Origin of the sequence: Actinomadura xylanilytica (assembly GCF_030283145.1) — a bacterium.
GTDB lineage: Bacteria > Actinomycetota > Actinomycetes > Streptosporangiales > Streptosporangiaceae > Spirillospora > Spirillospora xylanilytica.
The window spans coordinates 545,463-570,879 of sequence record NZ_JASNWE010000004.1 but is presented as its reverse complement, the minus strand read 5'-3'; the positions used below and the strand labels follow the sequence as shown (position 1 = coordinate 570,879).

Genomic DNA, 25,417 nt, shown 5'->3' with positions numbered 1-25,417 from the left:
CATGTGCGCAGCCTCGCCATCGTCGCCGCCGTCACCGTGAGTGCCTGGCCGATCACGGGGACCGCGTTCGCGGTCCCCGGCCCGTCCCGGCCGGCGCCGGTCGACCTGCCGCGGCTGGTGACGCTCAAGGACATCCGCGCGCACCTGGCCGCGTTCGAGGAGATCGCCCGCTACAACGGCGGCGACCGGGCCGCGGGGGAGCCGGGCGACGCGGTGACGGTGAAGTACGTGGTCGCGCGGCTCAAGGCCGCCGGGTTCACGCCGCGCGTGCAGCGGTTCGCGTTCGACGCCTGGACGGAGCGGTCCAAGCCCGTCCTCGCGCGGACGGCGCCCGGCCGGAGGGCCTACCGGGCGAGCAAGGACTTCAGCACGCTGACGTTCTCCGCCGCGGGCGACGTGACCGCCCGCGCGGTCGCGGTGGACGTCCCGGCGCGCGGTGCGGGCACCAGCGGCTGCGAGGCGTCCGACTTCGCCCGCTTCCCCAAGGGCGCCGTCGCGCTGATGCAGCGCGGCACCTGCACGTTCGAGGCCAAGGCCGACCGGGCGAAGGCGGCCGGCGCGCGGGCCGTGGTGATCTACAACAGGCCGGGCGAGAAGGGCCCGGTGGCGGGCACGCTGAACACCCCGTTCGAGCTGCCCGCGGTCGCGCCCACGCACAGGCTCGGACTCGCGCTGGTCGCGGCGGCGCGGCGCGGCGGCCTGCGGCTGCGGGTCAGGACCGACACCAGGACGTCCCGCAAGCGCACGGCCAACGTGATCGCCGAGACCGGGGCGGGGCGGGCCGACAACGTGGTGCTGGCCGGCGCGCACCTGGACAGCGTGCCCGCGGGGCCGGGGATCAACGACAACGGCACCGGCGCGGCGGCCCTGCTCGCCGTCGCGGGGAAGATCGCCGCGCTGGGTCGGGCCGGCCTGCGCAACAAGGTGCGGTTCGCCTGGTGGGGCGCCGAGGAGGAGGGGCTGCGCGGCTCGTCCCACTACGTCGGGGCGCTGAGCGCGGCGGACCGCGCCAGGATCGCGCTGAACCTCAACTTCGACATGCTCGGCTCGGTGAACGGGGTCCGCGGCGTGTACGACGGCGACCACTCGGTCAAGGGCGGCAGCACGCCGCCGCCCGGGTCGGGGGCGATCGAGAAGATCTTCCGCGACTACTACGCCCGGCGCGGGCTGCCGACCGTCGACAGCGAGTTCAACGGCCGCTCCGACTACGGGCCGTTCATCGAGCACGGGATCCCGGCCGGCGGGATGGACACCGGTGCCGACGGGATCAAGACCGCCGCGCTGGCCAAGCGGTTCGGCGGCACCGCGGGCAAGGCGTTCGACCCCTGCTACCACAGCAGGTGCGACACCTTGAAGAACGTCGACTTCAGGCTGCTGGACACCGGTGCCGACGGTGTCGCGCACGCCGTCCAGCGGCTCGCCGGGAGCACGCTGGTGGTGAACGGCGCGGGGGCGAACGAGGCGGCGCGGCGCGCGGGGGTCCGCGCCGGTGCGGGGGCGGGTGCGGGGGCCGAGTGGCGCGGCGGCCTGCTCGTCCGGTAGCCGGCCGGTCAGTAGGGGACGACGCTGATGTCGCCGCTGTCGGACCGGGCATTGATCGTGATCTTGGCGGTGGGGTCGCCGGACGTCCCGACCGTCCGGTGCCCGTAGGTGCTCTTCGCGTCGACCGCGTAGCGGCCGGCGCGCGGGACTTTGATCTCGGTGGCGCCGCTGTCGGCGCGCGTCACGATCGAGCCGGGCGGGGAGGCGAAGGTCAGCCGGACGTCGCCCGCGTCGGCGGTGGCCGACACCGAGCCGTCCGGCGTGCCGCGCAGGCCGGTGCCGGTCACGTCGCCGAGGTCGGCCAGCGCGCTCACCGATGAGCGCAGGTCCTTGAGCCGGATGTCGCCGGCGTGGACGCGCAGCTCGACCGCGGTGGCGCGCGGGACCCGCACCAGGTAGCCCACGTTGCAGTTGCTGGTGCCGATGCCGTGCGCCTCGGGGCAGGTGTAGCCGAGGGACAGTTCGCCGCGGGCCAGCGCGTGCGTGGTGGCGGGGCGGCGGTGCGTGCTGTAGTTGAGCCGTTCGCGCACCTCGACCGCCGTGACGTCGGCGCCCACGATCTCCACGTCACCGCCGCGGCTGGCCACCTTCACCCGGTTGACCTGGCCGGTGACCTGGTAGGAGTGGTCCACGTCGCGGGTGCTGCCGCCGAACCCCAGCTCGCAGCCGCTCAGCGCGACCGCCGCCCCGATCGTCAGCGCGATCGTCCCTGCCAGCCTCTTCATGCTCTGCTCCGTGTGGTTGGTGAGGGGGTCGGCTACGCGGGGGAGACGGTGATCGCCCCGTCGCCGGTGGTGACCGTGACGTGCCGCGGGGACCGCGAGTCCTGGTGCACGGCGGGGTCGACGCGCTTGGCCCCGGTGTCGCTGGTCAGATCGATCAGGTAGCCCTGCCCGCCGGGCAGGAACAGCCGCACCCTGCCGATGTCGGTCTTGACGTCGACCGTGCCCGGTGCCGAGGCCAGGCCGAGCCGGACGGCCCCGTCGCCCGTCCGGGCGGTGAGCCGGTCGGCGGTGAGGCCGCTCGCGGTGATCGGCCCGGTGTCGGTGTGCAGGTCGGCGGTGGTCGCGCGGCCCGTGAGCCGGATCGCCCCGTCGCCCGTCCGGGCGGTGAGCCGGTCGGCGGTCAGGCCGGTCGCGGTGATCGGGCCGGCGTCGGTGCGCACGTCGGCGGTGCCGGCCCGGCCGCTGATCTCGATCGCGCCATCGCCCGAGCTGGCGATCAGGGACGTGGTGCGCAGGTCGCCGGCGGTGATCGGCCCGTCGTCGGTGGAGATCCGCACGGTGCCGGTGAGCCCGGCGACCGAGACCGGGCCGTCATGGCCCTCGACCTGGACGGACGTGGCGCGCGGCACCTGGACGCGGTAGGAGATCCCGCAGCGGGCGTCGCCGAGCACCGTGCGGGCGCACGTGGCCGACAGGGACAGGGCGTCGCCCCGGGTGACGTGCTGCGGGACGGGCTTGTTGCCGTCGTTGGACCAGCTCAGCCGTTCGCGGACCTTGATGGCGGGGGAGTCGGAGGCCACGATCTCGATCCGTCCGGTGCCGGAGCCGACCTTGAGGGCGGTGATGCCCGCGGGCGCGTTGTAGGACCGGTCCTCATGGCGCGTTCCGACGTTCAGCCCGCACCCGGCCAGCAGCGCCGCGGCGGCCACCGCCGAGACGGCCACCGCCCCGGCCGGGACAGCCGTCCCCTTCAGCTTCCGCACGTCGTCTCTCCCGCCCTCGGCCGGCATCCCCGTAGGCAACCCAGCCTGGCCGTGGCGGCGGGGCGGGCGCCAGGAGGCGGCCCCGTGCAACGGGGGTGGGGATAGCCCCACCCCCGTGCCGCGCGGCGCCCGTCGGGGTCCCGTCAGGGCGCGTTCAGCGCTCGCCGCCGGGCTTCCAGAGGGTGTCGCCGTGCTCGGCGTTGGCGACCCGGCAGAGGATGAACATCAGGTCGGACAGCCGGTTGAGGTAGCGGGCGGTGAGCGCGTTGACCGCGTCGCCGTGGGCCTCGATCGCGGCCCAGGCGGACCGCTCGGCGCGGCGGGTCACCGTGCGGGCGACGTGCAGGAGCGCCGCGCCGGGCGAGCCGCCGGGCAGGATGAAGCTGCGCAGCTTCCCCAGGTCGGCGTTGTGCTCGTCGCACTCGGCCTCCAGACGGTCGATGTAGGCCGGGTCGACCCGCAGCGGCGGGTACTCGGGGTCGGGCACCACCGGGGCGCACAGGTCGGCGCCGACGTCGAACATCTCGTTCTGCACGCGGGTCAGGAGCCGGACGAGCGGCTCGGGCAGGGACCCGAAGGCGATCGCGGTGCCGATGGCGGCGTTGGCCTCCTCGACGTCGGCGTACGCGGCCAGCCGGGGGTCGGTCTTGCTGGTCCGGGACGCGTCGCCGAGCGCCGTGGTGCCATCGTCGCCGGTGCGGGTATAGATCCGGGACAGTACGACCGGGGTCTCCCTGTTCTTCGCCATGCCCGTCACCCTAACCGCCCGGCGGGCGTCGTCCGAGGCCGCGGCGGGGGGAGGGACCGACCGAGGGCCGACGGGGTTGGAATTCGGTTCGGTAGTGTTTCGCCTAGCTCGTCTGGTTTGCGGCGCTGAACCCCGGAGGCTGCCTTGTACGACTACATCATCGTGGGTGCCGGCAGTGCGGGCTGCGTGCTCGCGGCCCGGCTCACCGAGGACCCCGGCACCAGCGTCCTGCTCCTGGAGGCGGGCCCGCCGGACGACGCCCCGGAGATTCACATCCCGGCCGCGGCCGCCTCGCTGATCAAGGGCCCGTACGACTGGGACTACTCGACCACGCCGCAGGAGAACGCCGCGGGCCGCAGCGTCTACTGGCCGCGCGGCCGGACCCTCGGCGGCAGCTCGTCCACCAACGCGATGATCTACATCCGCGGGCACCGGTACGACTACGACACCTGGCGGGACGTGCACGGCTGCGCGGGCTGGGGGTACGCCGACCTGCTGCCCTACTTCCGGCGCGCCGAGGACCAGCAGCGCGGCGAGTCCGCGGCCCACGGCGCCGGGGGCCCGCTGCGGGTGGAGGACCTGCGGTACAAGCACCCGCTCACCCGGGCCTGGGTCGGGTCGGCCAAGGCCTACGGCCTGGCCGCCAACGGCGACTTCAACGAGGGCGAGCAGGACGGCGTCGGCTTCTACCAGGTCACGCACAAGCGCGGGAAGCGCTGGTCGACGGCGTCGGGCTACCTGCGCCCGGCCCTGGACCGGCCGAACCTCACCGTGGTCACCGACGCCCTCGCGACCCGGGTGCTGATCGAGGACGGACGGGCCGTCGGCGTCCGCTACGAGGCGCGCGGCGAGACGGCCGAGGCCCGCGCGGGCGCCGAGGTGCTGCTGTCGGGCGGCTCGATCAACAGCCCGCAGCTGCTCATGCTGTCGGGTGTTGGCCCCGCCGCGCACCTGCGCGGGCACGGCATCGACGTCGTCGCGGACGCCCCCGTGGGGGAGGGCCTCCAGGACCATCCGTTCGTCAACGTCATGTTCGCCACGCCCCGGACCAAGGGGCTGTGGGAACTGGCCACCGCCCGCGCGTTCGCCCTCTACCAGACGCTCGGACGGGGCCCGTACGCGTCCAACGTGGCCGAGGCGGGCGGCTTCACCCGGACGGTCGACGGGCTGCCCGCCCCCGACCTCCAGTACCACGTGCTGCCCTCGCCGTTCATCGACCAGGGCCTGGTCGATCCGACGCAGCGGCTGCTGTCGGTCATGGTCACCGCGGTCGCGGTCGCCAGCCGCGGGACGCTCACGCTCCGCTCCGCCAGCCCTTACGCCAAGCCCCTGATCGATCCCGCCTACCTCGCCGACAAGGCCGATCTGGACATCCTGGTCGCCGGGGTGCGGCAGGCCCGCGAGATCGCCGCCACCGGTCCGCTGGCCCGGCTCGTCGGCGGCGAGTGGGCGCCCGGCGAGCAGGTCGAGAGCGACGCGGCGGTGATCGAGTTCGTCCGGCGGGAGTGCGCGACGCTGTTCCACCCGACCAGCACCTGCGCGATGGGCGGCGCCGACACCGCCGTCTGCGACCCCGAGCTGCGGGTGCGCGGCGTCGAGGGGCTCCGCGTGGTGGACGCCTCGGTCATGCCGGCCGTCCCGCGCGGCAACACCAACGCGCCGACGATCGCCATCGCCGAACGCGCCGCCGACCTGATCCGCGGCGACACCCCGCTCGCCCCGGCGGCGGGCTGACCGCCCGGAGCCGCCGCCCGGAGCCGCCGCCTGGAGCCGCCGCCTGGAGTGGCGGCCGGCCGTTCAGAGGGGCGGCGGGTTCATCGCGTAGACGGTGGTCGGACGGTCGGCGTCCCTCGGGCCGCCGGCGAAGTAGACGACGTCGTCCGCCGTGGACAGGCTTTCGGCCCTGAGGTCGTCGACGTGCTGGACGATCTCGCCGGAGGCCGGGTGGAAGCTCAGCACGCCGCCCTTGGTGGCCAGGTGGACGCGGGCGCCGGCGGACGCGGCGAACAGGTCGGACGGGTCCTCGATCGGCTTCTGCCAGGTCGCCCGCCCGTCGCCGGCCCCCACCGCCGAGAGCTGGTCGGCGCCGTTGAAGACGATCGGCCCGGACCCCTCCATGAGCGGGGTCAGCACGCGCGGATCGGAGGACGGGTCGGCGGTCAGCCCGCCGCCCGCCTGGAACGTCCACATCGGCCTGCCGCTCCTGCCCTCGAAGGCGTGCAGGGTGTCCTGGAGGCCGGTCACGTACACGAACGGGCCGACCGCCTTCGGGAGCCAGCCGCCGGTCGGGTCCTTGCGGGCGGGATTCGCGGCGGCCCAGAGCCGCCTGCCGTCCGCCGGTCCGAACGCGGTCAGGCCCCGCTCGGTGGACACGTAGACGGCGCTGCGTCCCGCCACCGGAGTGCCGACGATCCGGTCGGGCAGGGTCGCGGACCACAGCGGCCGGTCGCGGTTCATCCGGTACGCGTCGAGCCGCTGCCCGGCCCCCACGTAGAGCGTCGTGCCCGCGAACGTCCGAGCAGCCGGTAGCCGCCGATCTCCCGCGGGTCGTCCGATTCCAACGGCCCCATGCACACTCCCGTACTCGCCAGGGCCGCTCACTCTAAGCCGGGCCTCCCCGGTACGACGCACGAAATCACCGAAATGCCGGACCGCAAAAGGAAAACGCCCCCGTCGTGAGACGGGGGCGTCGATCGAGGGGGACAGGCCGGAGCCGTCACCGCTTGAGGGCCTTGACGAGGCGGACGCGCCGGGCGTGCTTGGCCTCGGCGCGGAGCGCCTGCACACGGTCGTCGACCAGGACCTTGGCGAACTCGGGGCGGATCATGTCGTTCTCCTTGAGTCGCGGACCGGCCTTCCCGGTCCGACATGTTCAAGGTTCGTCCTAAGACACCGCCCCCGGCATCGGGACGATGCCTTATCTGGGCGTCCTAGGACGCCTTAGGCCGGGCCCGGCCCCACCGGGACGGCTTACGGGCAGGGGGCCGAGGGCTCGGGGACGGGCGCGGTCAGCGCTTGTAGCGGCGGCCGTGGATCATGTTGATCAGGCCCAGGACGCGGGTCATCTCCTTCTCGGTGCGCTCGAAGGAGCTGAGGTTCATCGGGATGGCGAAGCGCTGGCGGGTGATGGCCTTCGGGCGGGTGAACTCGCGCAGGCCGTCGGCGCCGTGGATGCGGCCGAAGCCCGACTCGCCGACGCCGCCGAACGGGAGGGCGGCGACCATGGCGAACGCGGCGAAGGCGTTGATCGAGGTCATCCCGGAGCGCATCCGGCGGGCGGCGTCCATGGCCCGCGACCTGCTGCCGGAGAAGATCGTCCCGGCCAGGCCGTAGCTGGTGGCGTTGGCCTTCTCGACCGCCTCGTCCAGGTCCTTGACGCGGTGCACGGTGATGGTGGGGCCGAAGGTCTCCTCGCGGACGGCCGACGCGTCGTCCGGGACGCCGGTGAGGACGACCGGCTCGACGTAGGGCTTGCGGACCGACTCGGGGCCGCCGACGACGGCCCGGCCGCCCTTGTCGAGGGCGTCCTTGATGTGCCGCTCGATGACGTCGAGCTGGGACGGCATGGTGATCGGGCCGTAGGCGGCCTCGCGGTCGAAGCCGGGGCGCAGGTCGCGGGCCTTGTCGGTGAGCCGACCGAGGAAGTCCTCGTAGGCGTCGTCGACGACGTAGATCCGCTCGACCCCGATGCAGGTCTGGCCGGCGTTGGACATCGCGCCCCACAGCGCGGCGTCGGCGGCGGCGTCGAGGTCGGCGTCGGCGTCGACGATGCAGGCGTCCTTGCCGCCGCACTCGACCACGATCGGGGTGAGGTTCCCGGCGCAGGCGGCCATGACCTTCTTGGCCGTCCGGGTGGAGCCGGTGAAGGCGACCTTGCCGAGGCCGGGGGAGGACGCGAGCGCGGCGCCGGTGCCGCCGAGGCCGGTGACGGTCTGGAGGACGGGGTGCTCGGGGACCACCGTCGCGACCAGCTCGGCGAGCAGGACGCCGACGCCGGGGGTGAACTCCGAGGGCTTGAAGACCACGGTGTTCCCGGCGGCGAGCGCGTAGGCGATCGAGCCCATCGGGGTGAAGATGGGGTAGTTCCACGGGCCGATCACGCCGACCACGCCGAGCGGCTGGTACTCCAGCACGCACTTCTGGTTGATCGACATCATCCCGGGGAACACGGTGCGCGGCCCGAGCACCTTCTGCGCGTTGCGGGCGGCCCAGTCCAGGTGCGAGATCGCCATGATCGTTTCGAGCTGGGCGTCCTGCACGGGCTTGCCGGTCTCCTGGTGGATGAGCTCGGCCATCCGGTTCAGGTTGCGGGCCAGCGAGCCCTTGATGTTGAGCAGCCGGAGCCGGCGCTCCCTCCAGCCGAGCGCGCGCCACCACTCGGCGGCCTCGCGGGCGCGCTCGACCGCCCCGGCCACCGCGGCGGCGTCGTGGACGGGGTGCTCGGCGACGACCTCGCCGTTGGCCGGGTTCAGGGACGCGAACGTCTCGGTGCTCTCCGTGGCCACGGACATGAGGAACCTCCCGGGAGGACCGTGTAAGTGATTGCTTGCACGCGAGTACTGAGTAGTAAATCACTTTATGCCGGTGCCCGCCGGAGCCCGGAAGGGGGCGTCGGGAAGCGGTGTGGGGGATGGTCAGGCGTCCGGGATCCAGCTCCCGTGGAATCCCGCCGGGACGCGCCGCGGCAGGCGGACGCACGCCGCCCGCGACAGGTCGGCCGCGTTCAGCACCAGCAGCTCCGATCCGGCGCCCGCGCGGTCGGACACGATCGACAGCAGCCAGCCGTCGTCCTCGGCGCGCGCGGCCTCGGCGGGGACGAACACCGCCTCGCCCGCCGCCATGCCGGTGCCCAGCTCCAGCGCCGACGAGGACCCGGCGCGCAGGTCGTACTTCACGATCGCGCCGCCGGCCACCGTGTAGAGGTAGCGGTGCTCGCGCCCGGTACGGGACGCGTTGTGCGTCGGGAACTCCGTCCGGCGGTCGTCGACCCGGTGCTCGACGGCCTTCCCGGTGGACGGGTCGAGGATCCAGCGGTGCAGCCTCGCGTTCTCGACGTTCAGGGTGGTCCCGACCGGGTCGGCCGCGCCGCCCGTCACCCCCCACAGGGCGGTGAACTCCTCCGGCAGGTAGCGCGCCCCGTCCAGCACGATCCGTCCGGCCGCGTCCTCGTGCGCGTTGCCCACGTGGAACACATAGCAGGGGTCGACGTCGAACCACCGCACGGGACCGTCGCCCGAGCGCGGCATCACGCCGAGCCGCGCGCCGTACGCGTCGTCCCAGCGGAACGGCATGCCGCGGTCCTCGGCCATGGCCAGGTCGAGGTCGAACACCACGGGCAGGTCGAGCCAGACCACATGGTTCTCGGTGATCGCGAAGTCGTGCATCATCGTCGGGCCGGGCACCTCGACCTCGCGGCTCTCGACCAGCTCACCGGCCGGGGACAGGCGGTGGTAGGTCAGGTACGGCGGGAGCATCCCGTACCCGAAGAACAGCAGCTCGCCGGTGACCGGGTCCTGCTTCGGATGCGCCGTCATCGCGGTGGTGAGCCGGCCGTCGAAGTCGCAGGGGCCGACGGTGTCGAGCTCGGGCGTCACCGCATGGGGGAGCCCGACCTCGACCAGCGCGAGGATCTTGCCGTCGTGCGGGACGACGTGGGTGTTGGCCGCCACCGCCGCGCGGTCGAAGGTGAGGTCGTCCCGCAGGAACTCGGCGTCGTCGGTGAACGCGCTGGTGCGCACCCAGCGGTTGCGGTACCACTCGGCGCGCCCGTCGCGCAGCCGCAGGCCGTGCAGCATCCCGTGGCCGAGGAACCAGTGCCGGCTCGGCTCGCCGGGCAGCGGGTTCGGGCCGTTGCGGAAGTAGCGGCCGGTCAGCTCGGCCGGGAGGCTCCCGATGACCGGGAGGTCGACGGCGTCGATCTCATCGGGCACGGGCGCGAGGTGTCCGTCGAGCCAGGGCGCGGGCCGGGCGGTGCTGTCTTCGCTCATCTCGGGCTTCCCTTCGATGCTGGACGGTGCCGGCGACGGTGGCGGGCCGCTGAGGGAGCGGTGCGGACGGGCCGTTCAGCGGACGGGGCGTTCACCGGCGGGGCGTTCAGCGGGGGGTCGGCTGGGCTTCGAGCTTCGAGGAACGGCGCTTCCGGGTGCGGGTCCGGCGCCTGCACACAGCCTAGAACGGCGGCGGTCGCGGTGAAACTCACCGCCCACACGAGTGTGAGTATCCGGTTGATGTCGCGGAACAGGCCGGTGGCGGTGATTGGCGAGCGCCGCGCCGTACTTCATCACCGGGGAGTCAGGGACGGTGAACGCGAGCGTGGTCAGCAGCGCCATGAAGACGGTGGTGGCGCTCTCCGGCATCAGGAGTTCCACGGGTGGCCCGCCCTGCGGTCCAGGACGACGAGCACGATCGCCGCGGCGAGCAGGATCCAGGGGAGGTCAGTGGGGCTTGTCAGCGGGGCTCGTCCTGCCGCCGGCGGACCGTGCGGTCGCGCGGTCCGCCGGCGGGCCGGTCACCGGAAGTCGGCGGCGTGGTCGGCGGCCCACTCGGCGAACGAGCGGCCGGGGCGGCCGGTGATCCGCTCGACCTCGGGCGAGATCTCGGCCGGACGGCCCACCGACGTGGCGCGGAGCCGCATCAGGACGTCCACCAGGCCGGGTCGCATGTACGGACGGCTCAGCATCGCCTCGCGCGCCTCCGCCTCGGTGATCTCCTCGAACCGGGCCGGACGGCCGACGGCCGCGCCGATGATCGCCACCATGTCCGGGTGGGTGAGCGACTCGGGCCCGCTGAGCAGCGGCGCGGCGCCGACCAGGTCGTCGGTCACCAGAGCGCGGGCCGCGACCGCGGCGATGTCGCGCTCGTGGATCGGCGCCATGGCCGCCCCGGCGAACGCGTTGCGGACCGGCTCGCCGGACCTGATCTCGTCGCGCCAGCCGAGGGCGTTCGTGCAGAACTCGCCGGGACGGACGAAGGTCCACTCCAGCCCGGAGTCCTCGATCGCCCGCTCCGCTCCGCGGTGGTGCGCGGCCAGTTCGTTGTCCGGGTCCTCGTCGAGCGCCGCGGCGGACGACAGCATGACCACGCGCCGGACCCCGGCCGCGCTGGCGCGCGGGAGCAGGTCGCCGAGGCCGGTCCAGAAGACCGAGAGGTTCAGGAAGATCGACTCGACGCCGTCCAACGGCATCGCGTCGGTCCTGGCCACCTCGACGTCCACGGGCAGTGCGGCGGTGGCGGGGTCGCGGGTCAGTGCGCGGACCTTCCGGCCCGCGTCGAGCACCTCGTCGACGACGTGGCGGCCCACGTTCCCGGTGGCGCCTGTCACAAGAATCATCGGTTGTCTCCTCAGGGGGGCGAGTGCCGGGATTAGATTCAACCAATTGGATGAACTTGTCAAACAGCCGGATGGATGATGGGTTCGGGCATGCGGCTACGATGACGCCCGTGACGGACACGACGAGGGGACCGCGGCGGTCCCCGACCCCGGACGAGCGCAAGGTCGACGCCGAGCGCTCCCGACGCGCGTTGATCGAGGCGGCCATGGACGTGTTCTCCGCCAAGGGCTACGCCGGCGCCCGGGTCCAGGACATCGCCGACCGCGCGGGCGTCAACAAGCAGCTCATCAACTATTACTTCGGCGGCAAGGAGGGGCTCTACTGCGAGCTCGGCCGCCTCTGGCTGGTGCGCGAGGACGAGTTCAACGACTCCGCGCTCCCGCTCGACGAGGTGATGGTCCGCTATCTGCGGCACACGCTGGACGACCCGCGCGGCACCCGGCTGAACCTCTGGCGTGGCCTGACCGAGGACCTCGAGCAGATCGAGCCGGGCCCGCCCGAGGACCTGTCCGACCTGGAACGCCGCCAGGCCGCCGGCGAGCTGGCCGCCGACCTCGACCCGGCCGCCGTCATGCTGGTGCTGACCGCCGCCGTCTCCATCACCGCGGCGATGCCCCTGGCGGTGCGCCGCATCTTCGGCCTCTCCCCCGACTCACCGGAGTTCCAGGAGCGGTATGCCGAACAGCTGAGCCGGATCGTCCGCCACCTGGCCGGACCGTCCGGCCAGACCACGCCGGACGCCCCCACCGCCTGACCCGCCGGGCATCCGGCGCGGGGGTCGGTGGTTCCAGAAGCGGAAGAGCTCGAGCCCGTACCGGATGCCGCTCTCGTCGACGCCGATCGCGTCGGTGAGGTGGTAGACGAGGCCGAAGAACGCCTCGTTGATTGGGCCCAGCCACAGCAGCGCGATCAGCACCAGGAAGACGTAGCCGCCGACCGCGTTGGCCTGCTCGACCCAGCGCCGCGGCAGGTACGGCTCGATGATGCCGAAGCCGTCCAGGCCCGGGATCGGCAGCAGGTTGAGCAGCGCCGCGGTCACCTGGAGGAACACCAGGAACGCCAGCGCGGCCCAGAACGTGGCGTGGCCGATCGAGAAGAAGTTCTTGTAGATGACCGCGAGCATCACCGCGAATACCGCGTTCGACAGCGGCCCCGCCGCCGAGATCAGGCTGTGCCGGACCCGGCCCCTGATCGCGCCGCGGTCGATCCAGACCGCCCCGCCGGGCAGCCCGATCCCGCCGATCAGGATGAACAGCACCGGGATCGCGAAGCTCAGCGTCACGTCGGCGTACCGGGCCGGGTTCAGGGTGAGGTAGCCGCGGGTGGCGACGCTGTGGTCGCCGGACCGGAACGCGGTGTAGGCGTGCCCGAACTCGTGCACGCACAGCGACAGCACCCAGGCGGCGATGACGAAGCCGAACACCGCTACCCGGGCCGGGGTGTCGCGCAGCAGCCCGTACCGCCACGCGATCAGGCCGCACAGGACGGTCACCGCCACGATCGCCAGGAACACCGGGCTCGGCCGGACCGCCGATCGTCCCCGGTCCCCGCCTACCGTCCCCATCACGGCCCCTCTCGTCCGTGGCGCGAACACGGCGGCGAACCGCCGCTTCACGTTCGGGTGGTCGGATCACAGGGGGCACTGCGGCATCAGGTGGAGGGCGGTGTCGTCTTCTTGATCGGCCTGGCGCTCAGCAGCGGCGGGCTCGGCCTGGTGCACCTGCTCGCGCCGACCGCCCCGCGGGCCTTCGAGGTCGCGGCGATGCTGGCCTCCTACGCCCTGGCGACCGTGGTTCGCTTCGTGCTGCTGGGCGGCCGGGTGTTCCACCCGCGCCGACGGGCTGTCCCGGTCAGTACCGCAGAGACTGGGGCCCGCCAGCCCTCCGCGGAGTCCCCGGTCGCGTGACGGGGGTGGCGAACCGAGGAACGAGAATCCGAACTACAGCGCCGGTCTCGGTCACGGTGAGGTCGCGGGATCGCCCCCGTATCGCGGTCACGTGCGGTGCGCGCCGCCCGGCCGCCGACCGGGTTCCGGTCCGGGCAGGCGGGGATTGGTAGGGCGCACTGGGGCGCACCCATGCCGACCTCTCGCACGGCGGCACTCTGCTGGATCTGCGGCAAAACGTGCCACGCCCACCGGGGTCATGTCATGGCATCGCCCCGGCTCGATCGCCTCAGGTCCGAGCCCCTCCGAGTGTCCGAGCCTTCGGAGCGGGCAGCGGCTTCTGTCGCTTGCCGCCGGTGCGTTCCAGGCCCAGTCGCAGCGCCATGGTGATCAGGGCGGCGACCGCGAAACCCATGCCTGCCCAGGCGAGTTGGCGGGCACCGTACTCGGCCAGGACCCAGCCTCCGACCGCGGTTCCGACGGTGATGCCGAGGTTCGAGAACGAGATGAAGAGGCTGTTGCCGAACTCGGGCGCGTCGACGGCGTCCCTCCCCAGCCAGCTCTGGCTCACGACGAGCCCGCCGGAGTGCACGGCCCCCCAGACCAGTACGGCCAGGACCATCGGCGCGAACATGTGGCCGACGGCGTACAGGAGCACGTAGACGAGCAGGCACAGGACCGGGTAGGCGACCACGGTACGGATCAGGTCGCGCCGCAGCAGACCGCCGAAGGCGAAGTTCCCAAGGATCATCACGATGCCGAACGCCATCAGCATGGCGCTGACCCAGGTGCCGTCCATGTGCGTGACCTGGCCCAGGTACTCGGCGAAGTAGCCGTAGACCGAGAACATCGCGGCGAAGACGAAGACGACGGACGCAATGGTCAGCCACATCCGGGGCCGCTTGAGAACGCTCAACTGGGCACCGTGGGAAACACGTTGCCCGACGGGCATCGGCGGTACGAACCGCAGAATGCCGAGGAAGGCGATCAGGTTGACGAGCGCACCGAGCCAGAACGCCGACGCCAGGGACACATGCTCGGCGAGGTACGAGGTCAGCGGCACACCGAAGGCGAAGCCGACGGTGACACCGCCGAACACGGTCGTCGTGGCCCGGGTCGCGTCCTCGGCGGGCACCAGCCGTGCGGCGGTCGCGAGCGCGACCGCGAAGAACACCGGATGGAAGAGGGCGGGCACGACGCGGAAGGCCAGCATCACCTCGTACTGCGTGGTGAGCGCGTAGACGACGTTGGAGACGGCGAACACCGCGATTGCGGCGGCGAGCACCTTCTTACGGTCGATGCCGGAGGCGAGCAGTGTTGTGAACGGCCCGGACACGGCGATGACCAGGGCAAAGGCCCCGACAAGCCACCCCGCGGCGGACGGCGTGACACCGAGCTCGGCCGAGACCTGGGGGAGCACGCCGACCATGCCCATCTCGGTGGTGATGATCCCGAACACGCCCAGGGCGAGCACCAGGACGGTGAGGGAGGTCTTTCTCATCGCGACCTTTCATCAAATCTAGAAAAGTAGATATGTTTCGCTGTGGGGGGTGCATGCGTGGAATCGGGCGGGCTACAGCTCGTCGCGGACGTGCGTGGCGAACTCGGCGATCACTGTTTCGTTGCGTCGGTAGTAGGTCCACTTGCCGATGCGTTCCGAGGTGAGCAGCCCCGCGTCCTTCAGGGCCTGCAAATAGCCGGACACCACCGACTGGGCCAGTCCGGCACGCTTCTGGATGTCGCCGACGCACACGCCGATGTGGAAGCCGAGCCCCTGCTGCTGGTAGGAGTCCTCGTCGAAGTACTTCGCCGGATCCTTGAGCCACTGCATGAACTGCAGGCGCGCGGGGTTGGCGAGCGCCTTGTGTACGGTCAGGGGGTCCACCAGGTCACCTCTCCACTCTCTTCCGGTATCTAGTTTTCGCGATATGTAGAGTCTTGTCAAGCGGGAATGGATCGCAGCCGGCCCACCGCGTGATCGAACAGAGCCTTCGGCCCCTCCGCGTGCGCCATCCACGCCATGCTGGTGCTGACCGCCGCCGTCTCCATCACCGCCGCGACGCCGCTGGCGGTGCGCCGCATCCTCGGAGTCGGCCCGACTCGCCGGAGTTCCAGGAGCGGTACGCCGAGCAGCTGCGCCGCATCGTCGGCCACCTGGCCGGACCGCCCGGCCGGACGCCCCCGGACTGGCGGCCGTGGCTCAGTCGCTCCAGAACCGGAACAGGCCGAGCCCGTACCGGATGCCGCTCTCGTCGACGCCGATCGCGTCGGTGAGGTGGTAGATGAGGCCGAAGAACGCCTCGTTGATTGGGCCCAGCCAGAGCAGCGCGATCAGCAGCAGGAAGACGTAGCCGCCGACCGCGTTGGCCTGCTCGACCCAGCGCCGCGGCAGGTACGGCTCGATGATGCCGAATCCGTCCAGGCCAGGGATCGGCAGCAGGTTGAGCAGCGCGGCGGTCACCTGGAGGAACACCAGGAACGCGAGCGCGGCCCAGAACGTGGCGTGCGTCAGCGAGAAGAAGTTCTTGTAGATGACCGCGAGCATCACCGCGAATACCGCGTTCGACAGCGGCCCCGCCGCCGAGATCAGGCTGTGCCGGACCCGGCCCCTGATCGCGCCGCGGTCGATCCAGACCGCGCCGCCGGGCAGCCCGATCCCGCCGATCAGGATGAACAGCACCGGGATCGCGAAGCTCAGCGTCACGTCGGCGTACCGGGCCGGGTTCAGGGTGAGGTAGCCGCGGGTGGCGACGCTGTGGTCGCCGGACCGGAACGCGGTGTAGGCGTGCCCGAACTCGTGCACGCACAGCGACAGCACCCAGGCCGCGATGACGAAGCCGAACACCGCTACCCGGGCCGGGGTGTCGCGCAGCAGCCCGTACCGCCACGCGATCAGGCCGCACAGGACGGTCACCGCCACGATCGCCAGGAACACCGGGCTCGGCCGGACCGCCGCCGAGCCTCCCCCGTTCCCGCGTACCGTCCCCATCACGGCCCCTCTCGTCCGTGGCGTTCCGGACGTCCGGCCGCCTGCTCCCCGAAGCTACCGCCTCGCCTGTAGCGCCCGCGTCAAGGAGCGGCGATCACCGGCACGACGTAGGTGCGCAGGAAGCGGCGCAGTCCGTCGGCGTCCCGGTCGCGGTCCATCACGATGAGCGAGGTGATGATCCGGAAGAGGAACTCGACCGTGCCCTCGACCTCGATGTCGGGCCGGAGCCGGTGCTGCCGCTGCGCCTGCTCGAAGTACGGCCGGACGTAGTCGCAGCACTGGTCCAGCACGTGCTCGGCGGCCCCGGCCACCGCCGCCTGCATGTGGCCCGCGGCCTCGGGCACCAGGAACCGCGCGATCGCGGGCTCGGCCCGGACGAACCGGACCGCGTCCAGGGTGCCCTCGACGATCGCCTCCGGCACCGAGCGCTCCTGCCGCAGCCGGGTGGCCAGCCGGTCGAGGAAGCGGTGCAGGTCGCGCAGGACGACGGCGAGGATCAGCTCGTCCCGGCCGCCGGTGATACTCCGGTAGACCGTCGCCCTGGACAGTCCGGCGGACGCCGCGATGTCCTCGACGGTGGTCTTGGCCACTCCGAAGCGCGCGAAGCACTCCTCGGCCGCGTCGATGATGCGCTCGCGCGTGGTGTCGGTGGTCGCCGGGGGCATGCCTGAAGATTACCGGCGCCCCGGCCGGTCCAGCGAGTACGCCGGCGTCCGGGAGCGGGAGCCGTCCGCGGCGGCGGAGTCAGAAGAGGGTGCCCTCGTGCTCGATGCCGCGGAGCGCGTCGTAGTCGAGCGTCACGCAGTCGATGCCGCGGTCGAGGGCCAGCACCCGCGCCTGGGGCTTGATCTCCTGCGCCGCGAAGATCCCGCGGACCGGGGCCAGGTGCGGGTCGCGGTTGAGCAGGTCGAGATAGCGGGTGAGCTGCTCGACGCCGTCGATCTCGCCGCGCCGCTTGATCTCGACCGCGACCGTCGCGCTGCCCGCGTCGCGGCACAGGATGTCGACCGGCCCGATCGCGGTCGGGAACTCGCGGCGGACCAGCGTCCACCCGTCGCCGAGCGTGGTGATGTGCTCGGCGAGCAGCTCCTGGAGGTGCGCCTCGACGCCGTCCTTCTGGAGTCCGGGGTCCAGGCCCAGCTCGTGGCTGGTGTCGTGCAGGATCTCCTCGATGGTGAGGATGAGCCGCTCGCCCGACTTGCCGTGGGTCACCGTCCAGCGGGCGACGGCGCCGTTCTCCTCGAACGGCTCCTCGCGCAGCGAGCAGGGCGGGTTCATCCAGTTCAGCGGCTTGTAGGCGCGATCGTCGGCATGGACGCTCACGCTCCCGTCGGCCTTGATCAGGACGAGCCTGGGGGCCATCGGCAGGTGGGCGGTGAGCTTGCCGGCGTAGTCGACGCTGCACCGGGCGATTACGAGACGCACGGTGCCCCACCTTAGTGACGTGGCGGCCCGCTCGTGACCAACTCCGGCCCCGCAGGTGAGCCCGACGGGGCGGCTAAGACGTCCCCGGTGCCGGATCTAGGGCGTCGTCCCGATGCCGGGGTGCGCGCCTTAGGGCGAACCTCGTCACTACAGGGCCGGACGAGGCGGCCCGCGGACGGAGGAGTGGCCGTGTTCCACAGCGACATCACCTACTCGATCATGACGGAGCGCGCCCGGGACCTGCGGGCCGCGGCCGAGGCTGCCCGGGACGTCCGGGAGATGCGGCGGGCCCGGAGGTTCTGGGAGGAGCGGGCGCTGCCGGTCGTCACCCGGCGCCCGCGCCGCAGTCCCGCGGCCGGGACCGGGACCGGGCGCACCGTCACGGCCCCTGAACGACCCGGCGGCGCGCGGTTCTGCGAGACTGCGGTCCCATGAGCAGTGCTTCGTTCAGCAAGGTCGGGGTCGTCGGACTGGGCACCATGGGCGCGGGCATCGCCGAGGTGCTGGCCAGGGGCGGCCTGGCGGTGGTCGGGATCGAGGTCGACCAGGGCGCCCTGGAGCGCGGGCGCGGGCACCTGGAGGGCTCGACCGGACGCGCCGTCAAGCGCGGCCGGCTGACCGAGGAGGCGCGGCACGGGATCCTCGACCGGATCGCGCTGTCCACCGACTTCGCCGACCTCGGCGAGTGCGACCTGGTGATCGAGGCCGTGCCGGAACGGCTGGACCTCAAGCGGCGCGTGTTCGCCGAGCTCGACAAGGTCTGCCGCGCCGACGCGGTGCTGGCCACCAACACCTCGTCGCTGTCGGTCACCGACATCGCGGTCACCACCGGCCGGCCCACCAAGATCGTCGGGGTGCACTTCTTCAACCCGGCCCCGGTGATGAAGCTGGTCGAGGTGATCGGCACGGTGCTCACCGAGCCGGCCGCGGCGGCCCGCGTGGCCGAGCTGGTGCGCGGCCTCGGCAAGACCCCGGTGAGCATCGGCGACCGCGCCGGGTTCGTCGCCAACCGGCTGCTGTTCGGCTACCTCAACCAGGCCGCCCGGATGCTGGACTCCGGGCACGCCACCCGCGACGACATCGACACCGCGATGAAGGCGGGGGCCGGGCTGCCGATGGGCCCGTTCGCCCTGATGGACCTGATCGGCCTGGACACCTGCCTCGAAGTACTGGAGGCCGTCTACGCCGAGTCCCGCGACCGGCGGCACGCGCCCGCGCCGGTGCTGCGCGAGCTGGTCACCGCCGGGCTCCTCGGACGCAAGACCGGCCAGGGCTTCCACCGCTACGACCAGCAGGCCGGCGACGCGGTGAGCGCGCAGGCGGAGGAGACCACCGCCGCCGAACCCCCCACCGTCGGCGTCGTGGCCGGTTCGTCCGCCGCGTCCCCCGCCGCCGGGATCATCGCGACCCTCGCGCGCGCCGGCGGCACCGTCCGGTACGCGGCCGGTGACCAGAGCGCCGCCGACGGCCTCCGCGCCGCGCTCGGCCAGGCCCTCGCCGACGACCCCGCCGCCCGGTCCCGGCTCGGCGGCGGCACCGACCTCGGCGCCCTCGCCGACTGCGATCTGATCATCCACGCCGGGGCCGACGGCGACGCCGCGGCGGACCGGTCGCCGCTGGCCTCGCTCGGCCGCGTGGCCAGGCCCGACGCGGTGCTGGCCACCACGTCCGCCACGGTCCCGGTGATCGAGGCGGCGGTCGCCACCGGCCGGCCCGGCGCCGTGGTCGGCCTGCACTTCCCCGAGGCGGACGGCACGCTGGTCGAGATCGCCACCACCGTGGCCGGCGCGCCCGGCCTCGCGGACCGCGCGGCGGCACTCGCCGAGCGGCTCGGCCTGACCCCGGTGCACGGCCGCGACCGCGCCGGCTTCATCGTGGACGCCCTGCGCTTCCCCTACCTCAACGACGCCGCCGCGATGCTCGGCGCGGGCTACGCCGACGCCGACGCGATCGACGCCGCGATGACGCTGGGCTGCGGCTACCCGGCGGGCCCGATCGCCGAGCTCGACCGGATCGGCCCGGCCCGCGTGGTCGCGGTGCTGCGCGCCCTCTACGGGGAGAGCCGCGAACCGGCGCTCGCGCCCGCCCCGCTGCTGACCGAGCACGTCACCGCGGGCCGCGCCCTGCGCTGATCCCTCCTCATATCCTGGTTCCATGAGCCCCCGCAAAAACCGCCGAAACCCCCCGGGCCGCCGTTCGCAGGACGGCGGCGGGGGGCCGGCCGGCGGCGGCTCGTACTGGAGCCAGGAGACCGAGGACGGCCCGGACGGCGCATGGATCGTCCGGTCGATCGCCGGCGCCAACGCGACCAAGCCCTACCGCTGCCCCGGCTGCGACCAGGAGATCGCGGCCGGGGTCGGCCACGTCGTCGCGTGGCCCGCGGACGGGCGCGGCGACGCCGACGACCGCAGGCACTGGCACCGCCCGTGCTGGCAGGCCCGCACCCGCCGCGCTCCCCGCGTCCAGCGGTCCCGCGGCGCCCCCCGCCACTGACCGGGCGGCCCGTGCCGCCGAGCCGGGGCGCCGGGCTCTGACCAGGCGCGACCCGCCGTCCGGGCGATCATGACCCGGTCACGGCGGCGAGGAGAGGAGACCGATGGGCGAGATCAGGGCGGCGACCGTGCTGCCGGCCCGGCGCGAGGAGATCACCCTGCACACCGCCGACGGCCTGGAGCTCGTCGGCGAGCTGGCGCTTCCGCCCGCACGGCCGCCGGTGGCGACGCTGGTGTGCCTGCATCCGCTGCCCACGGCCGAGGGCATGATGGACAGCCACGTGCTGCGCAAGGCGTCCTACCGGCTGCCGGCCCTCGCCGATGTGGCGGTGCTGCGCTTCAACACGCGGGGCACCTCCTCGGCGCGCGGCACCAGCCAGGGCGAGTTCGGCGGCGGCGAGACCGAACGCCACGACGTGGCGGCGGCGGTGGAGTACGCCGAGTACCACGACCTGCCCCATCCCTGGCTGCTCGGCTGGTCGTTCGGCACCGAGCTGGCCCTCAAGTGGGGACGCGACCCGTCGGTGGAGGGCGCGATCCTGCTCTCCCCGCCGCTGCACCGGGCCGGCGACGCCGACCTGGACGGCTGGGCCGCCGACGGGCGCCCGGTGGTGGCGCTCGTCCCCGAGTTCGACGACTACCTGCGTCCGGCCGAGGCGCGCGAGCGGTTCAAGCGCGTCCCGCAGGCCGAGGTCGTCGCCGTGGACGGCGCGAAGCACCTGTGGGTGGGCGAGCCGTACGTGCGCATCGTGCTGAACGAGATCGTCCGGCGGGTGGCGCCCGGCGCGTTCCCGCTTCCCACCGAATGGGACGAACGGGACAGCTAAACGCGCGCGACCGATCACGGCCACCCCTCCGCGCCGGGCCCCGGGAAGAGCGACCATGGCCTGACCGCCATGTGCGCGGCGGACGCCGGGGACGGGTACGGGGAGGACGGTGCCACCATGACCGTGCAGCTCTACGCGAGGGACGTCGGCACCGGAACGCCGCTCGTCCTGCTGCACGCCTTCCCGCTGTCGTCGGCGATGTGGCTCGGGCAGCGGGAGGCCCTCGCCGGCCGGTTCCGGGTGATCACCCCGGACCTGCGCGGCTTCGGCGGATCGGTGCTCGGCGCGGACGAGCCGTCGGTCGACGCGATGGCCGACGACGTGGCCGGCCTGTTCCGCCGCCTCGGGGTGGCCCGCGCGGTCGTCTGCGGCCTGTCCATGGGCGGGTACGTGACGATGGCGCTGGTCCGCCGCCATCCGGGCCTGGTCCTCGGCGTGGTCCTGGCCGGCACCCGCGCCGCCGCCGACACCGGCGCCGTGCGCGAGGCCCGGCTGCGCCAGGCCGAACGACTCGGCCGCGACGGCGATGTGAGCGTGCTGGTCGACGAGGTGCTGCCCGGCCTGATCGGCCCGACCACGCTGCGGCAGCGGGCGCTGATCTACGGCCGGGTGCGCGGGCTGGTGCAGTCGGCCCCGGCGCCGGCCGCCGCCTGGGCGCAGCGGGCCATGGCGGCGCGGCCGGACTCCTTCGACACGCTGCGCGGCCTCAAGGTGCCCGCGCTCGTCCTGGCGGGCGCCGAGGACGCCCTGGCCACCGAGGACGAGGCGCGCGCCATGGCGGACGCGCTGCCCGACGCCGAGCTGACCGTCATCCCGCGGGCCGGCCACCTGAGCCCGGTCGAGCAGCCCGACCTGTTCGACCGGGCCGTCGCCGAGTTCACCGCCGCCCTGGCCCGCACCGCGGGTTAGGGCCTGTCTCAAAGTGCCTCGCCGTCGCGCGAGCGCGTTACCTGGCCGGTGGGGCGAAGCCGGAGGCGAGCCCCACCGGCCAGATCGCGAAGCGATGTCGCGCTCGCCCAAGCACGGTCGGCGTCCGAGCCGCCAGGCGAGGACGCCGGGCCGGGCGTTGGAAACACAGCCGCCAGGCGAGGACGCCGGGCCGGGCTTTGAAACTCGGGCTAGAGCGTCTCCTGGCGGGGGATGACGACCTCGCGGATGAGCAGCGAGATCGCCGCGGCCGTCGGGATGGCCAGCAGGGCGCCGGGCACGCCGAGCAGCGTCCCGCCGATCAGCGCCGCCACCACCGTCACCGCCGGCTGCACGTCGACCGTCCGCTTCATCACCCGCGGGTAGACCAGATAGTTCTCCACCTGCTGGTAGATCACGTAGAAGACCACCGCGGCGATGCCCTCGAAGGTGCCGGTCAGGAACGCGACCAGGCACACGATCACCGCGCCGACCGTCGCGCCGACCAGCGGGACCAGGTCGGTCACCGCCACGATCAGCGCCAGCGCCAGCGCGTACGGGACGTCGAGGATCTCCAGGAAGATGTAGGAGGTCAGCCCCGCTATGAACGCGATGGTGAACTGCCCGGCGACGTACCCGCCGATCCGGTCCAGGATCTCGTCGCCGAGCAGCGCCACCCGGGCCCGGCGGGTGCGCGGGGCGAGTTGGTAGGCGAACGCCTTGATCTGCGGCAGCGAGCCGAGGAAGTACAGGGTGAGGATGAGGATCGTCACGCCCTGGAAGGTCCCGATCAGCGCGACCTTGCCCACGTTCAGCGCCTCGGTGGCCAGCTTCTGCTGGAACTTCGGCTCGTTGATCTTGTCCTGGGCCTGCTGGAGCAGGTGGTAGCGCTTGTCCCAGTCGGCGATCCGCCGGTTGCCGCGCAACTGCTGGATGTAGTCGGGCAGGCTCTTGGTCAGCTCGGTGACCTGCTCGGTCAGCGGCGGCACCAGGGACGCGACGAAGCCGGCGAAGAACAGCAGCACGCAGAAGAACACCACGCCGACCGCCCAGCCCCGGGACAGGCCGAGCCGCTTCAGCCGTTCCACCGCCGGGTTGAGGCCGACCGCGAGGAACATCGCCACCACGATCATCACGATCACCGATTTGGCGTTGGTGGCGGCCTGCACCAGCAGCCAGGCGGTGATCACGCCGAGCGCGGCGGTGAACCCGAAGACGAACGGGTGCGCGCGGCCGAGCGGCAGCCCGGGGCGGCCGAACGGGAACCGCTGGTCGGCGCCGGCCTCGCGCTTGCGCTGCTCGATGTCGTGCGCGGGGTCGGGGACGGTCCTGCCGCCCGTGGCCGGCGTCCCGACGGCCGCCTGCTCGCCCACGGCGGCGGGCACGGGCGCCGCGCCGCGCTCCGACGCCCCGCCTGACGGTGGTGGACCGGACGGCTCCGAGCCGGCCTGCGGCTGACCGGGCGGCGCCGGGACGGGCTCGTCCTCCGGCGGCCCGGCGATGTCGCCGGGACGGCCGCCGCCCCCCAGATGACCGGTGGAGGAGTCGCCGGCCCCGCCGCTCTCGCCGGCCCCGCCGCTCTCGCCGGCCGCGCTCGACGCGCCGGCCGCGCTCGACGCGCCGGACGGGCCGTCGCCAGGGCGGTCTTCCCCCGGCAGGTCGTCCGCGGGTGGCGCGGGGGCGGGCACCTGGCCGCCTGGACGGTCCTCGGAGGGCGAGTCGGAGGTCTCCTCTCCGGGCGCCGCCGACCGGTCCTTACGGGGGGTCTCGTCGGGCACGCCGTTCTCCTCTTCGTCCTGCCGTCCACGGACCGCGGACCGCTATCACGACACCACACGTTAAGGGGTCGAGATGCCGAAAAGCCTAGAGGCGATCATCGCCTCTAGGCTTTTCGGTTCCGTACGGTGCCCCGGGTGGCGGTCTCTACCGCCTGAACGCGCCTATTCCTGCCACCAGTCCTCGTCGTCCTCGTCGGACTTCTTGGCGCCCTTGGCGGGGGCGGCGGCCTTCGCGGCGGGCTGCTGCTTGGCCTGCGGCTGCTGCGCCGGAGCGGGCGCGGGCTTGGCCTCGGCGGCCGAGATCGCGGGCTTCTCCGGGGGAGCGGGCAGCTCGGCCTCGGCCGCGCCGCCGCCCATCGCCGGCGCGACGCCACCGATCAGCTGACGTAGCTGGTTCAGGTGGCTGGTGATGCTGTCGCGCTGGCGGGTGAGCTCGTCGACCTGGCGCTGCGCGGCGGTCCGGACCCGGTCGGCCTCGGCCTTGGTCTCGGCGAGCAGCTGCTCGGCCTGCGACTTGGCCTCGGCGATGACCTGGTCGGAGTTCTTGCGCGCGTTGGCCATGAGCTGCTTGGCGTGCGAGTCGGCCTCGCGCCGGGTCTGCTCGGCCTGCTGGGTCGCCTTGGCGGCCCGCTGCTCGGCGGACGCGGCCCGCTGCTCGGCCTCGGCCACCAGCTTCTGCGTGGCCGCCTGGGCGTTGGCGTGCCGCTCGGCGTCCTGCCGGTCGGCCTCCTCGCGGCGGGCGGCGAGCTGGATCTCGAACTCGGCCTCGGCCTGGGCGCGCTGGGCCTCGCTCTCCTCCAGGATGCGCTGGGCCTGCGCGCGCATCTCGTCGGCCTGCCGCTTGGCGGTGGTGAGGATCTCGTCGCGCTCGCGCTTGGTCGAGGCGCGCAGCTGCGCGACCTCGCGCTCGGTGGTGGTGCGGAGCTTGGCGATCTCCCGCTCGGCGGCGGCGCGCTTCTCGGCGACCTCGTGGTCGGCGGTGGCGCGGAGCTTGGCGACCTCGCGCTCGGTGGTGGAGGTCAGCTCGTCGGCCTCGCGGCGGGCCGAGGTGCGCACCTCCTCGGCCTCGCGCTCGGCCGCGTTGCGCATGTCGTCGCCCTCGCGCTGGGCGGTCGCGCGCAGTTCGGCGGCCTCGTTCTCGGCGGTGGCGCGCAGCTCGGCCGCGTCGACCTTGGCCGCGGCCTTGATCTCGTTGGCCTCCGACCGGGCGGCCTGGACGAGCTCGGTGGCCTGCTCCTCGGCGAGACGCAGCAGCTGCTCGATCCGGGCGCCCAGTCCCGAATAGGTCGGGCGCTCCTGTTCCTGTAGCTGCCTGTGCGCGTCGGAGAGCTCGCGTTGCAGAGCCTGCGTCTGCTCGCGGGTCTGCCGGACCTCGTTGTCGAGCTGTTTGATGTGCTCGTCGACCTGGTGCCGGTCGTAGCCGCGAAGCACCACGTCGAACTCGCGCGGGGGCGTGTCTTCAAAGAAGTTGCTGAGCTGGGCGTCGATGTCGGACTGCATGTGGCTCAATCCTGATGTGACGGGGCTACGGGTGGTTCCGGGGACCGGTTGATCGCCTGTGCTTGTACGGGCGCAGGGCCCCAGACCTCTTCCGGCGAAAGAAGCGTACTCCGGCGGCTGCCGTGTTGGGGGCTCATCTTGACGCGCTGCGTACTTTGTCTCTTTTGTTAGGTTTCTGCGTGTCGCCGCAGGTCCTCAAAGGTCTCGGTCAGATCACCTTATGTGTTCCTCGGAGCACGATGGGGTGAACGCCGGTACGGTGAGCACCGTCGTTTCGATCATGTCC

At 72.9% G+C, this 25,417-nt stretch carries 25 protein-coding genes; 9 read left to right on the top strand and 16 right to left on the bottom strand.

All coding sequences use genetic code 11. The annotated features are described in order from the left end of the window. Positions 1 to 3: 3 nt before the first annotated feature. Positions 4 to 1,542, top strand: coding sequence for a M28 family peptidase (locus tag QP090_RS26465; RefSeq protein WP_285942111.1), 1,539 nt, complete (start codon positions 4 to 6; stop codon positions 1,540 to 1,542). An 8-nt stretch (positions 1,543 to 1,550) separates the two neighbouring features. On the opposite strand, the gene QP090_RS26460 is transcribed toward QP090_RS26465, so the two are convergent. The 3 genes from QP090_RS26460 to QP090_RS26450 all read right to left on the bottom strand — a co-directional run bounded on the left by QP090_RS26460 (position 1,551) and on the right by QP090_RS26450 (position 3,998). Beyond that, on the bottom strand, positions 1,551 to 2,267 hold the full coding sequence (locus QP090_RS26460) for a DUF4097 family beta strand repeat-containing protein (protein ID WP_285942110.1): 717 nt from the start codon (positions 2,265 to 2,267) through the stop codon (positions 1,551 to 1,553). Between the two features lie 32 nt (positions 2,268 to 2,299). Next, the gene (locus tag QP090_RS26455; RefSeq protein WP_285942109.1) at positions 2,300 to 3,250 is read right to left on the bottom strand and encodes a DUF4097 family beta strand repeat-containing protein; all 951 of its coding nucleotides are present in this window, start codon (positions 3,248 to 3,250) and stop codon (positions 2,300 to 2,302) included. A gap of 154 nt (positions 3,251 to 3,404) precedes the next feature. Then, positions 3,405 to 3,998: a cob(I)yrinic acid a,c-diamide adenosyltransferase gene (locus QP090_RS26450; protein ID WP_285942108.1), complete on the bottom strand. Its 594-nt coding sequence runs from the start codon at positions 3,996 to 3,998 to the stop codon at positions 3,405 to 3,407. 144 nt (positions 3,999 to 4,142) lie between these two features. Here QP090_RS26450 and QP090_RS26445 point away from each other — a divergent pair, with 144 nt between their 5' ends. Next, a complete protein-coding gene (locus QP090_RS26445) occupies positions 4,143 to 5,732 on the top strand; it encodes a GMC family oxidoreductase (protein ID WP_285942107.1) in 1,590 nt (529 codons plus the stop codon). 63 nt (positions 5,733 to 5,795) lie between these two features. On the opposite strand, the gene QP090_RS26440 is transcribed toward QP090_RS26445, so the two are convergent. The 4 genes from QP090_RS26440 to QP090_RS26425 form a co-directional block, all read right to left on the bottom strand. Next, positions 5,796 to 6,572: an outer membrane protein assembly factor BamB family protein gene (locus QP090_RS26440; RefSeq protein WP_285942106.1), complete on the bottom strand. Its 777-nt coding sequence runs from the start codon at positions 6,570 to 6,572 to the stop codon at positions 5,796 to 5,798. 434 nt (positions 6,573 to 7,006) lie between these two features. After that, on the bottom strand, positions 7,007 to 8,509 hold the full coding sequence (locus tag QP090_RS26435; RefSeq protein ID WP_285942105.1) for an aldehyde dehydrogenase family protein: 1,503 nt from the start codon (positions 8,507 to 8,509) through the stop codon (positions 7,007 to 7,009). 123 nt (positions 8,510 to 8,632) lie between these two features. Further along, complete coding sequence (locus tag QP090_RS26430; RefSeq protein WP_285942104.1) at positions 8,633 to 9,985, bottom strand: carotenoid oxygenase family protein; 1,353 nt, start codon at positions 9,983 to 9,985, stop codon at positions 8,633 to 8,635. Positions 9,986 to 10,506: 521 nt separating this feature from the next. Continuing rightward, the gene (locus QP090_RS26425; RefSeq protein WP_285942103.1) at positions 10,507 to 11,328 is read right to left on the bottom strand and encodes an NAD(P)H-binding protein; all 822 of its coding nucleotides are present in this window, start codon (positions 11,326 to 11,328) and stop codon (positions 10,507 to 10,509) included. Between the two features lie 110 nt (positions 11,329 to 11,438). Between QP090_RS26425 and QP090_RS26420 the strand changes: the two genes are divergently transcribed. Beyond that, a complete protein-coding gene (locus QP090_RS26420) occupies positions 11,439 to 12,083 on the top strand; it encodes a TetR/AcrR family transcriptional regulator (RefSeq protein ID WP_285942102.1) in 645 nt (214 codons plus the stop codon). Here QP090_RS26420 and QP090_RS26415 read toward each other — a convergent pair. After that, positions 11,982 to 12,893, bottom strand: coding sequence for a site-2 protease family protein (locus QP090_RS26415; RefSeq protein ID WP_285942101.1), 912 nt, complete (start codon positions 12,891 to 12,893; stop codon positions 11,982 to 11,984). The two genes, QP090_RS26420 and QP090_RS26415, sit on opposite strands and share 102 nt — an antisense overlap. A 57-nt stretch (positions 12,894 to 12,950) precedes the next feature. Here QP090_RS26415 and QP090_RS26410 point away from each other — a divergent pair, with 57 nt between their 5' ends. After that, positions 12,951 to 13,235, top strand: a complete 285-nt coding sequence (locus QP090_RS26410) for a hypothetical protein (protein WP_285942100.1) — start codon at positions 12,951 to 12,953, stop codon at positions 13,233 to 13,235. A gap of 268 nt (positions 13,236 to 13,503) precedes the next feature. Here QP090_RS26410 and QP090_RS26405 read toward each other — a convergent pair whose 3' ends face one another. From QP090_RS26405 to nucS, 6 genes are all read right to left on the bottom strand, one after another. Further along, positions 13,504 to 14,715, bottom strand: a complete 1,212-nt coding sequence (locus QP090_RS26405) for an MFS transporter (RefSeq protein ID WP_285942099.1) — start codon at positions 14,713 to 14,715, stop codon at positions 13,504 to 13,506. Positions 14,716 to 14,787: 72 nt separating this feature from the next. Next, positions 14,788 to 15,099 carry an ArsR/SmtB family transcription factor gene (locus QP090_RS26400; RefSeq protein WP_285942098.1) on the bottom strand — a complete coding sequence of 104 codons (312 nt, stop codon included), beginning with the start codon at positions 15,097 to 15,099 and terminating at the stop codon, positions 14,788 to 14,790. 56 nt (positions 15,100 to 15,155) lie between these two features. After that, positions 15,156 to 15,368: a hypothetical protein gene (locus QP090_RS26395; protein WP_285942097.1), complete on the bottom strand. Its 213-nt coding sequence runs from the start codon at positions 15,366 to 15,368 to the stop codon at positions 15,156 to 15,158. A 46-nt stretch (positions 15,369 to 15,414) separates the two neighbouring features. Continuing rightward, a complete protein-coding gene (locus tag QP090_RS26390) occupies positions 15,415 to 16,203 on the bottom strand; it encodes a site-2 protease family protein (RefSeq protein ID WP_285942096.1) in 789 nt (262 codons plus the stop codon). Positions 16,204 to 16,283: 80 nt separating this feature from the next. Continuing rightward, positions 16,284 to 16,868 (bottom strand): TetR/AcrR family transcriptional regulator, encoded by a 585-nt coding sequence (locus tag QP090_RS26385; RefSeq protein WP_285942095.1) that lies wholly within the window; start codon positions 16,866 to 16,868, stop codon positions 16,284 to 16,286. A 79-nt stretch (positions 16,869 to 16,947) separates the two neighbouring features. Next, positions 16,948 to 17,628, bottom strand: a complete 681-nt coding sequence (nucS, locus tag QP090_RS26380) for an endonuclease NucS (protein ID WP_285942094.1) — start codon at positions 17,626 to 17,628, stop codon at positions 16,948 to 16,950. 189 nt (positions 17,629 to 17,817) lie between these two features. On the opposite strand from nucS, the gene QP090_RS26375 reads away from it, so the two are divergent. The 5 genes from QP090_RS26375 to QP090_RS26355 all read left to right on the top strand — a co-directional run bounded on the left by QP090_RS26375 (position 17,818) and on the right by QP090_RS26355 (position 21,856). Beyond that, positions 17,818 to 18,063 (top strand): hypothetical protein, encoded by a 246-nt coding sequence (locus QP090_RS26375; protein WP_285942093.1) that lies wholly within the window; start codon positions 17,818 to 17,820, stop codon positions 18,061 to 18,063. After that, on the top strand, positions 18,060 to 19,760 hold the full coding sequence (locus tag QP090_RS26370) for a 3-hydroxybutyryl-CoA dehydrogenase (protein ID WP_285942092.1): 1,701 nt from the start codon (positions 18,060 to 18,062) through the stop codon (positions 19,758 to 19,760). Before QP090_RS26375 ends, QP090_RS26370 begins: the two co-directional genes overlap by 4 nt. A 22-nt stretch (positions 19,761 to 19,782) precedes the next feature. Then, positions 19,783 to 20,121, top strand: a complete 339-nt coding sequence (locus tag QP090_RS26365; protein WP_285942091.1) for an Rv1322 family protein — start codon at positions 19,783 to 19,785, stop codon at positions 20,119 to 20,121. Positions 20,122 to 20,224: 103 nt separating this feature from the next. Further along, complete coding sequence (locus tag QP090_RS26360) at positions 20,225 to 20,947, top strand: alpha/beta hydrolase (protein WP_285942090.1); 723 nt, start codon at positions 20,225 to 20,227, stop codon at positions 20,945 to 20,947. Between the two features lie 69 nt (positions 20,948 to 21,016). Then, a complete protein-coding gene (locus QP090_RS26355) occupies positions 21,017 to 21,856 on the top strand; it encodes an alpha/beta fold hydrolase (protein WP_285942089.1) in 840 nt (279 codons plus the stop codon). Positions 21,857 to 22,065: 209 nt separating this feature from the next. Here the strand turns inward: QP090_RS26355 and QP090_RS26350 are convergent, their stop codons facing one another. Both QP090_RS26350 and QP090_RS26345 read right to left on the bottom strand, forming a co-directional pair. Continuing rightward, positions 22,066 to 23,631 (bottom strand): AI-2E family transporter, encoded by a 1,566-nt coding sequence (locus tag QP090_RS26350; RefSeq protein ID WP_285942088.1) that lies wholly within the window; start codon positions 23,629 to 23,631, stop codon positions 22,066 to 22,068. Between the two features lie 162 nt (positions 23,632 to 23,793). Continuing rightward, positions 23,794 to 25,131 carry a DivIVA domain-containing protein gene (locus tag QP090_RS26345; protein ID WP_285942087.1) on the bottom strand — a complete coding sequence of 446 codons (1,338 nt, stop codon included), beginning with the start codon at positions 25,129 to 25,131 and terminating at the stop codon, positions 23,794 to 23,796. Between the last annotated feature and the right edge of the window lie 286 nt (positions 25,132 to 25,417).

Excerpts from the sequence above, each read along its gene's own strand:
- QP090_RS26460 (WP_285942110.1), bottom strand. The coding sequence starts at position 2,267 with ATGAAGAGGCTGGCAGGGACGATCGCGCTGACGATCGGGGCGGCGGTC.
- QP090_RS26450 (WP_285942108.1), bottom strand. The coding sequence starts at position 3,998 with ATGGCGAAGAACAGGGAGACCCCGGTCGTACTGTCCCGGATCTATACC.
- QP090_RS26435 (WP_285942105.1), bottom strand. The coding sequence starts at position 8,509 with ATGTCCGTGGCCACGGAGAGCACCGAGACGTTCGCGTCCCTGAACCCG.
- QP090_RS26430 (WP_285942104.1), bottom strand. The coding sequence starts at position 9,985 with ATGAGCGAAGACAGCACCGCCCGGCCCGCGCCCTGGCTCGACGGACAC.
- QP090_RS26425 (WP_285942103.1), bottom strand. The coding sequence starts at position 11,328 with ATGATTCTTGTGACAGGCGCCACCGGGAACGTGGGCCGCCACGTCGTC.
- QP090_RS26415 (WP_285942101.1), bottom strand. The coding sequence starts at position 12,893 with ATGGGGACGGTAGGCGGGGACCGGGGACGATCGGCGGTCCGGCCGAGC.
- QP090_RS26405 (WP_285942099.1), bottom strand. The coding sequence starts at position 14,715 with ATGAGAAAGACCTCCCTCACCGTCCTGGTGCTCGCCCTGGGCGTGTTC.
- QP090_RS26390 (WP_285942096.1), bottom strand. The coding sequence starts at position 16,203 with ATGGGGACGGTACGCGGGAACGGGGGAGGCTCGGCGGCGGTCCGGCCG.
- QP090_RS26385 (WP_285942095.1), bottom strand. The coding sequence starts at position 16,868 with ATGCCCCCGGCGACCACCGACACCACGCGCGAGCGCATCATCGACGCG.
- QP090_RS26370 (WP_285942092.1), top strand. The coding sequence starts at position 18,060 with ATGAGCAGTGCTTCGTTCAGCAAGGTCGGGGTCGTCGGACTGGGCACC.
- QP090_RS26365 (WP_285942091.1), top strand. The coding sequence starts at position 19,783 with ATGAGCCCCCGCAAAAACCGCCGAAACCCCCCGGGCCGCCGTTCGCAG.
- QP090_RS26360 (WP_285942090.1), top strand. The coding sequence starts at position 20,225 with ATGGGCGAGATCAGGGCGGCGACCGTGCTGCCGGCCCGGCGCGAGGAG.
- QP090_RS26355 (WP_285942089.1), top strand. The coding sequence starts at position 21,017 with ATGTGCGCGGCGGACGCCGGGGACGGGTACGGGGAGGACGGTGCCACC.
- QP090_RS26345 (WP_285942087.1), bottom strand. The coding sequence starts at position 25,131 with ATGCAGTCCGACATCGACGCCCAGCTCAGCAACTTCTTTGAAGACACG.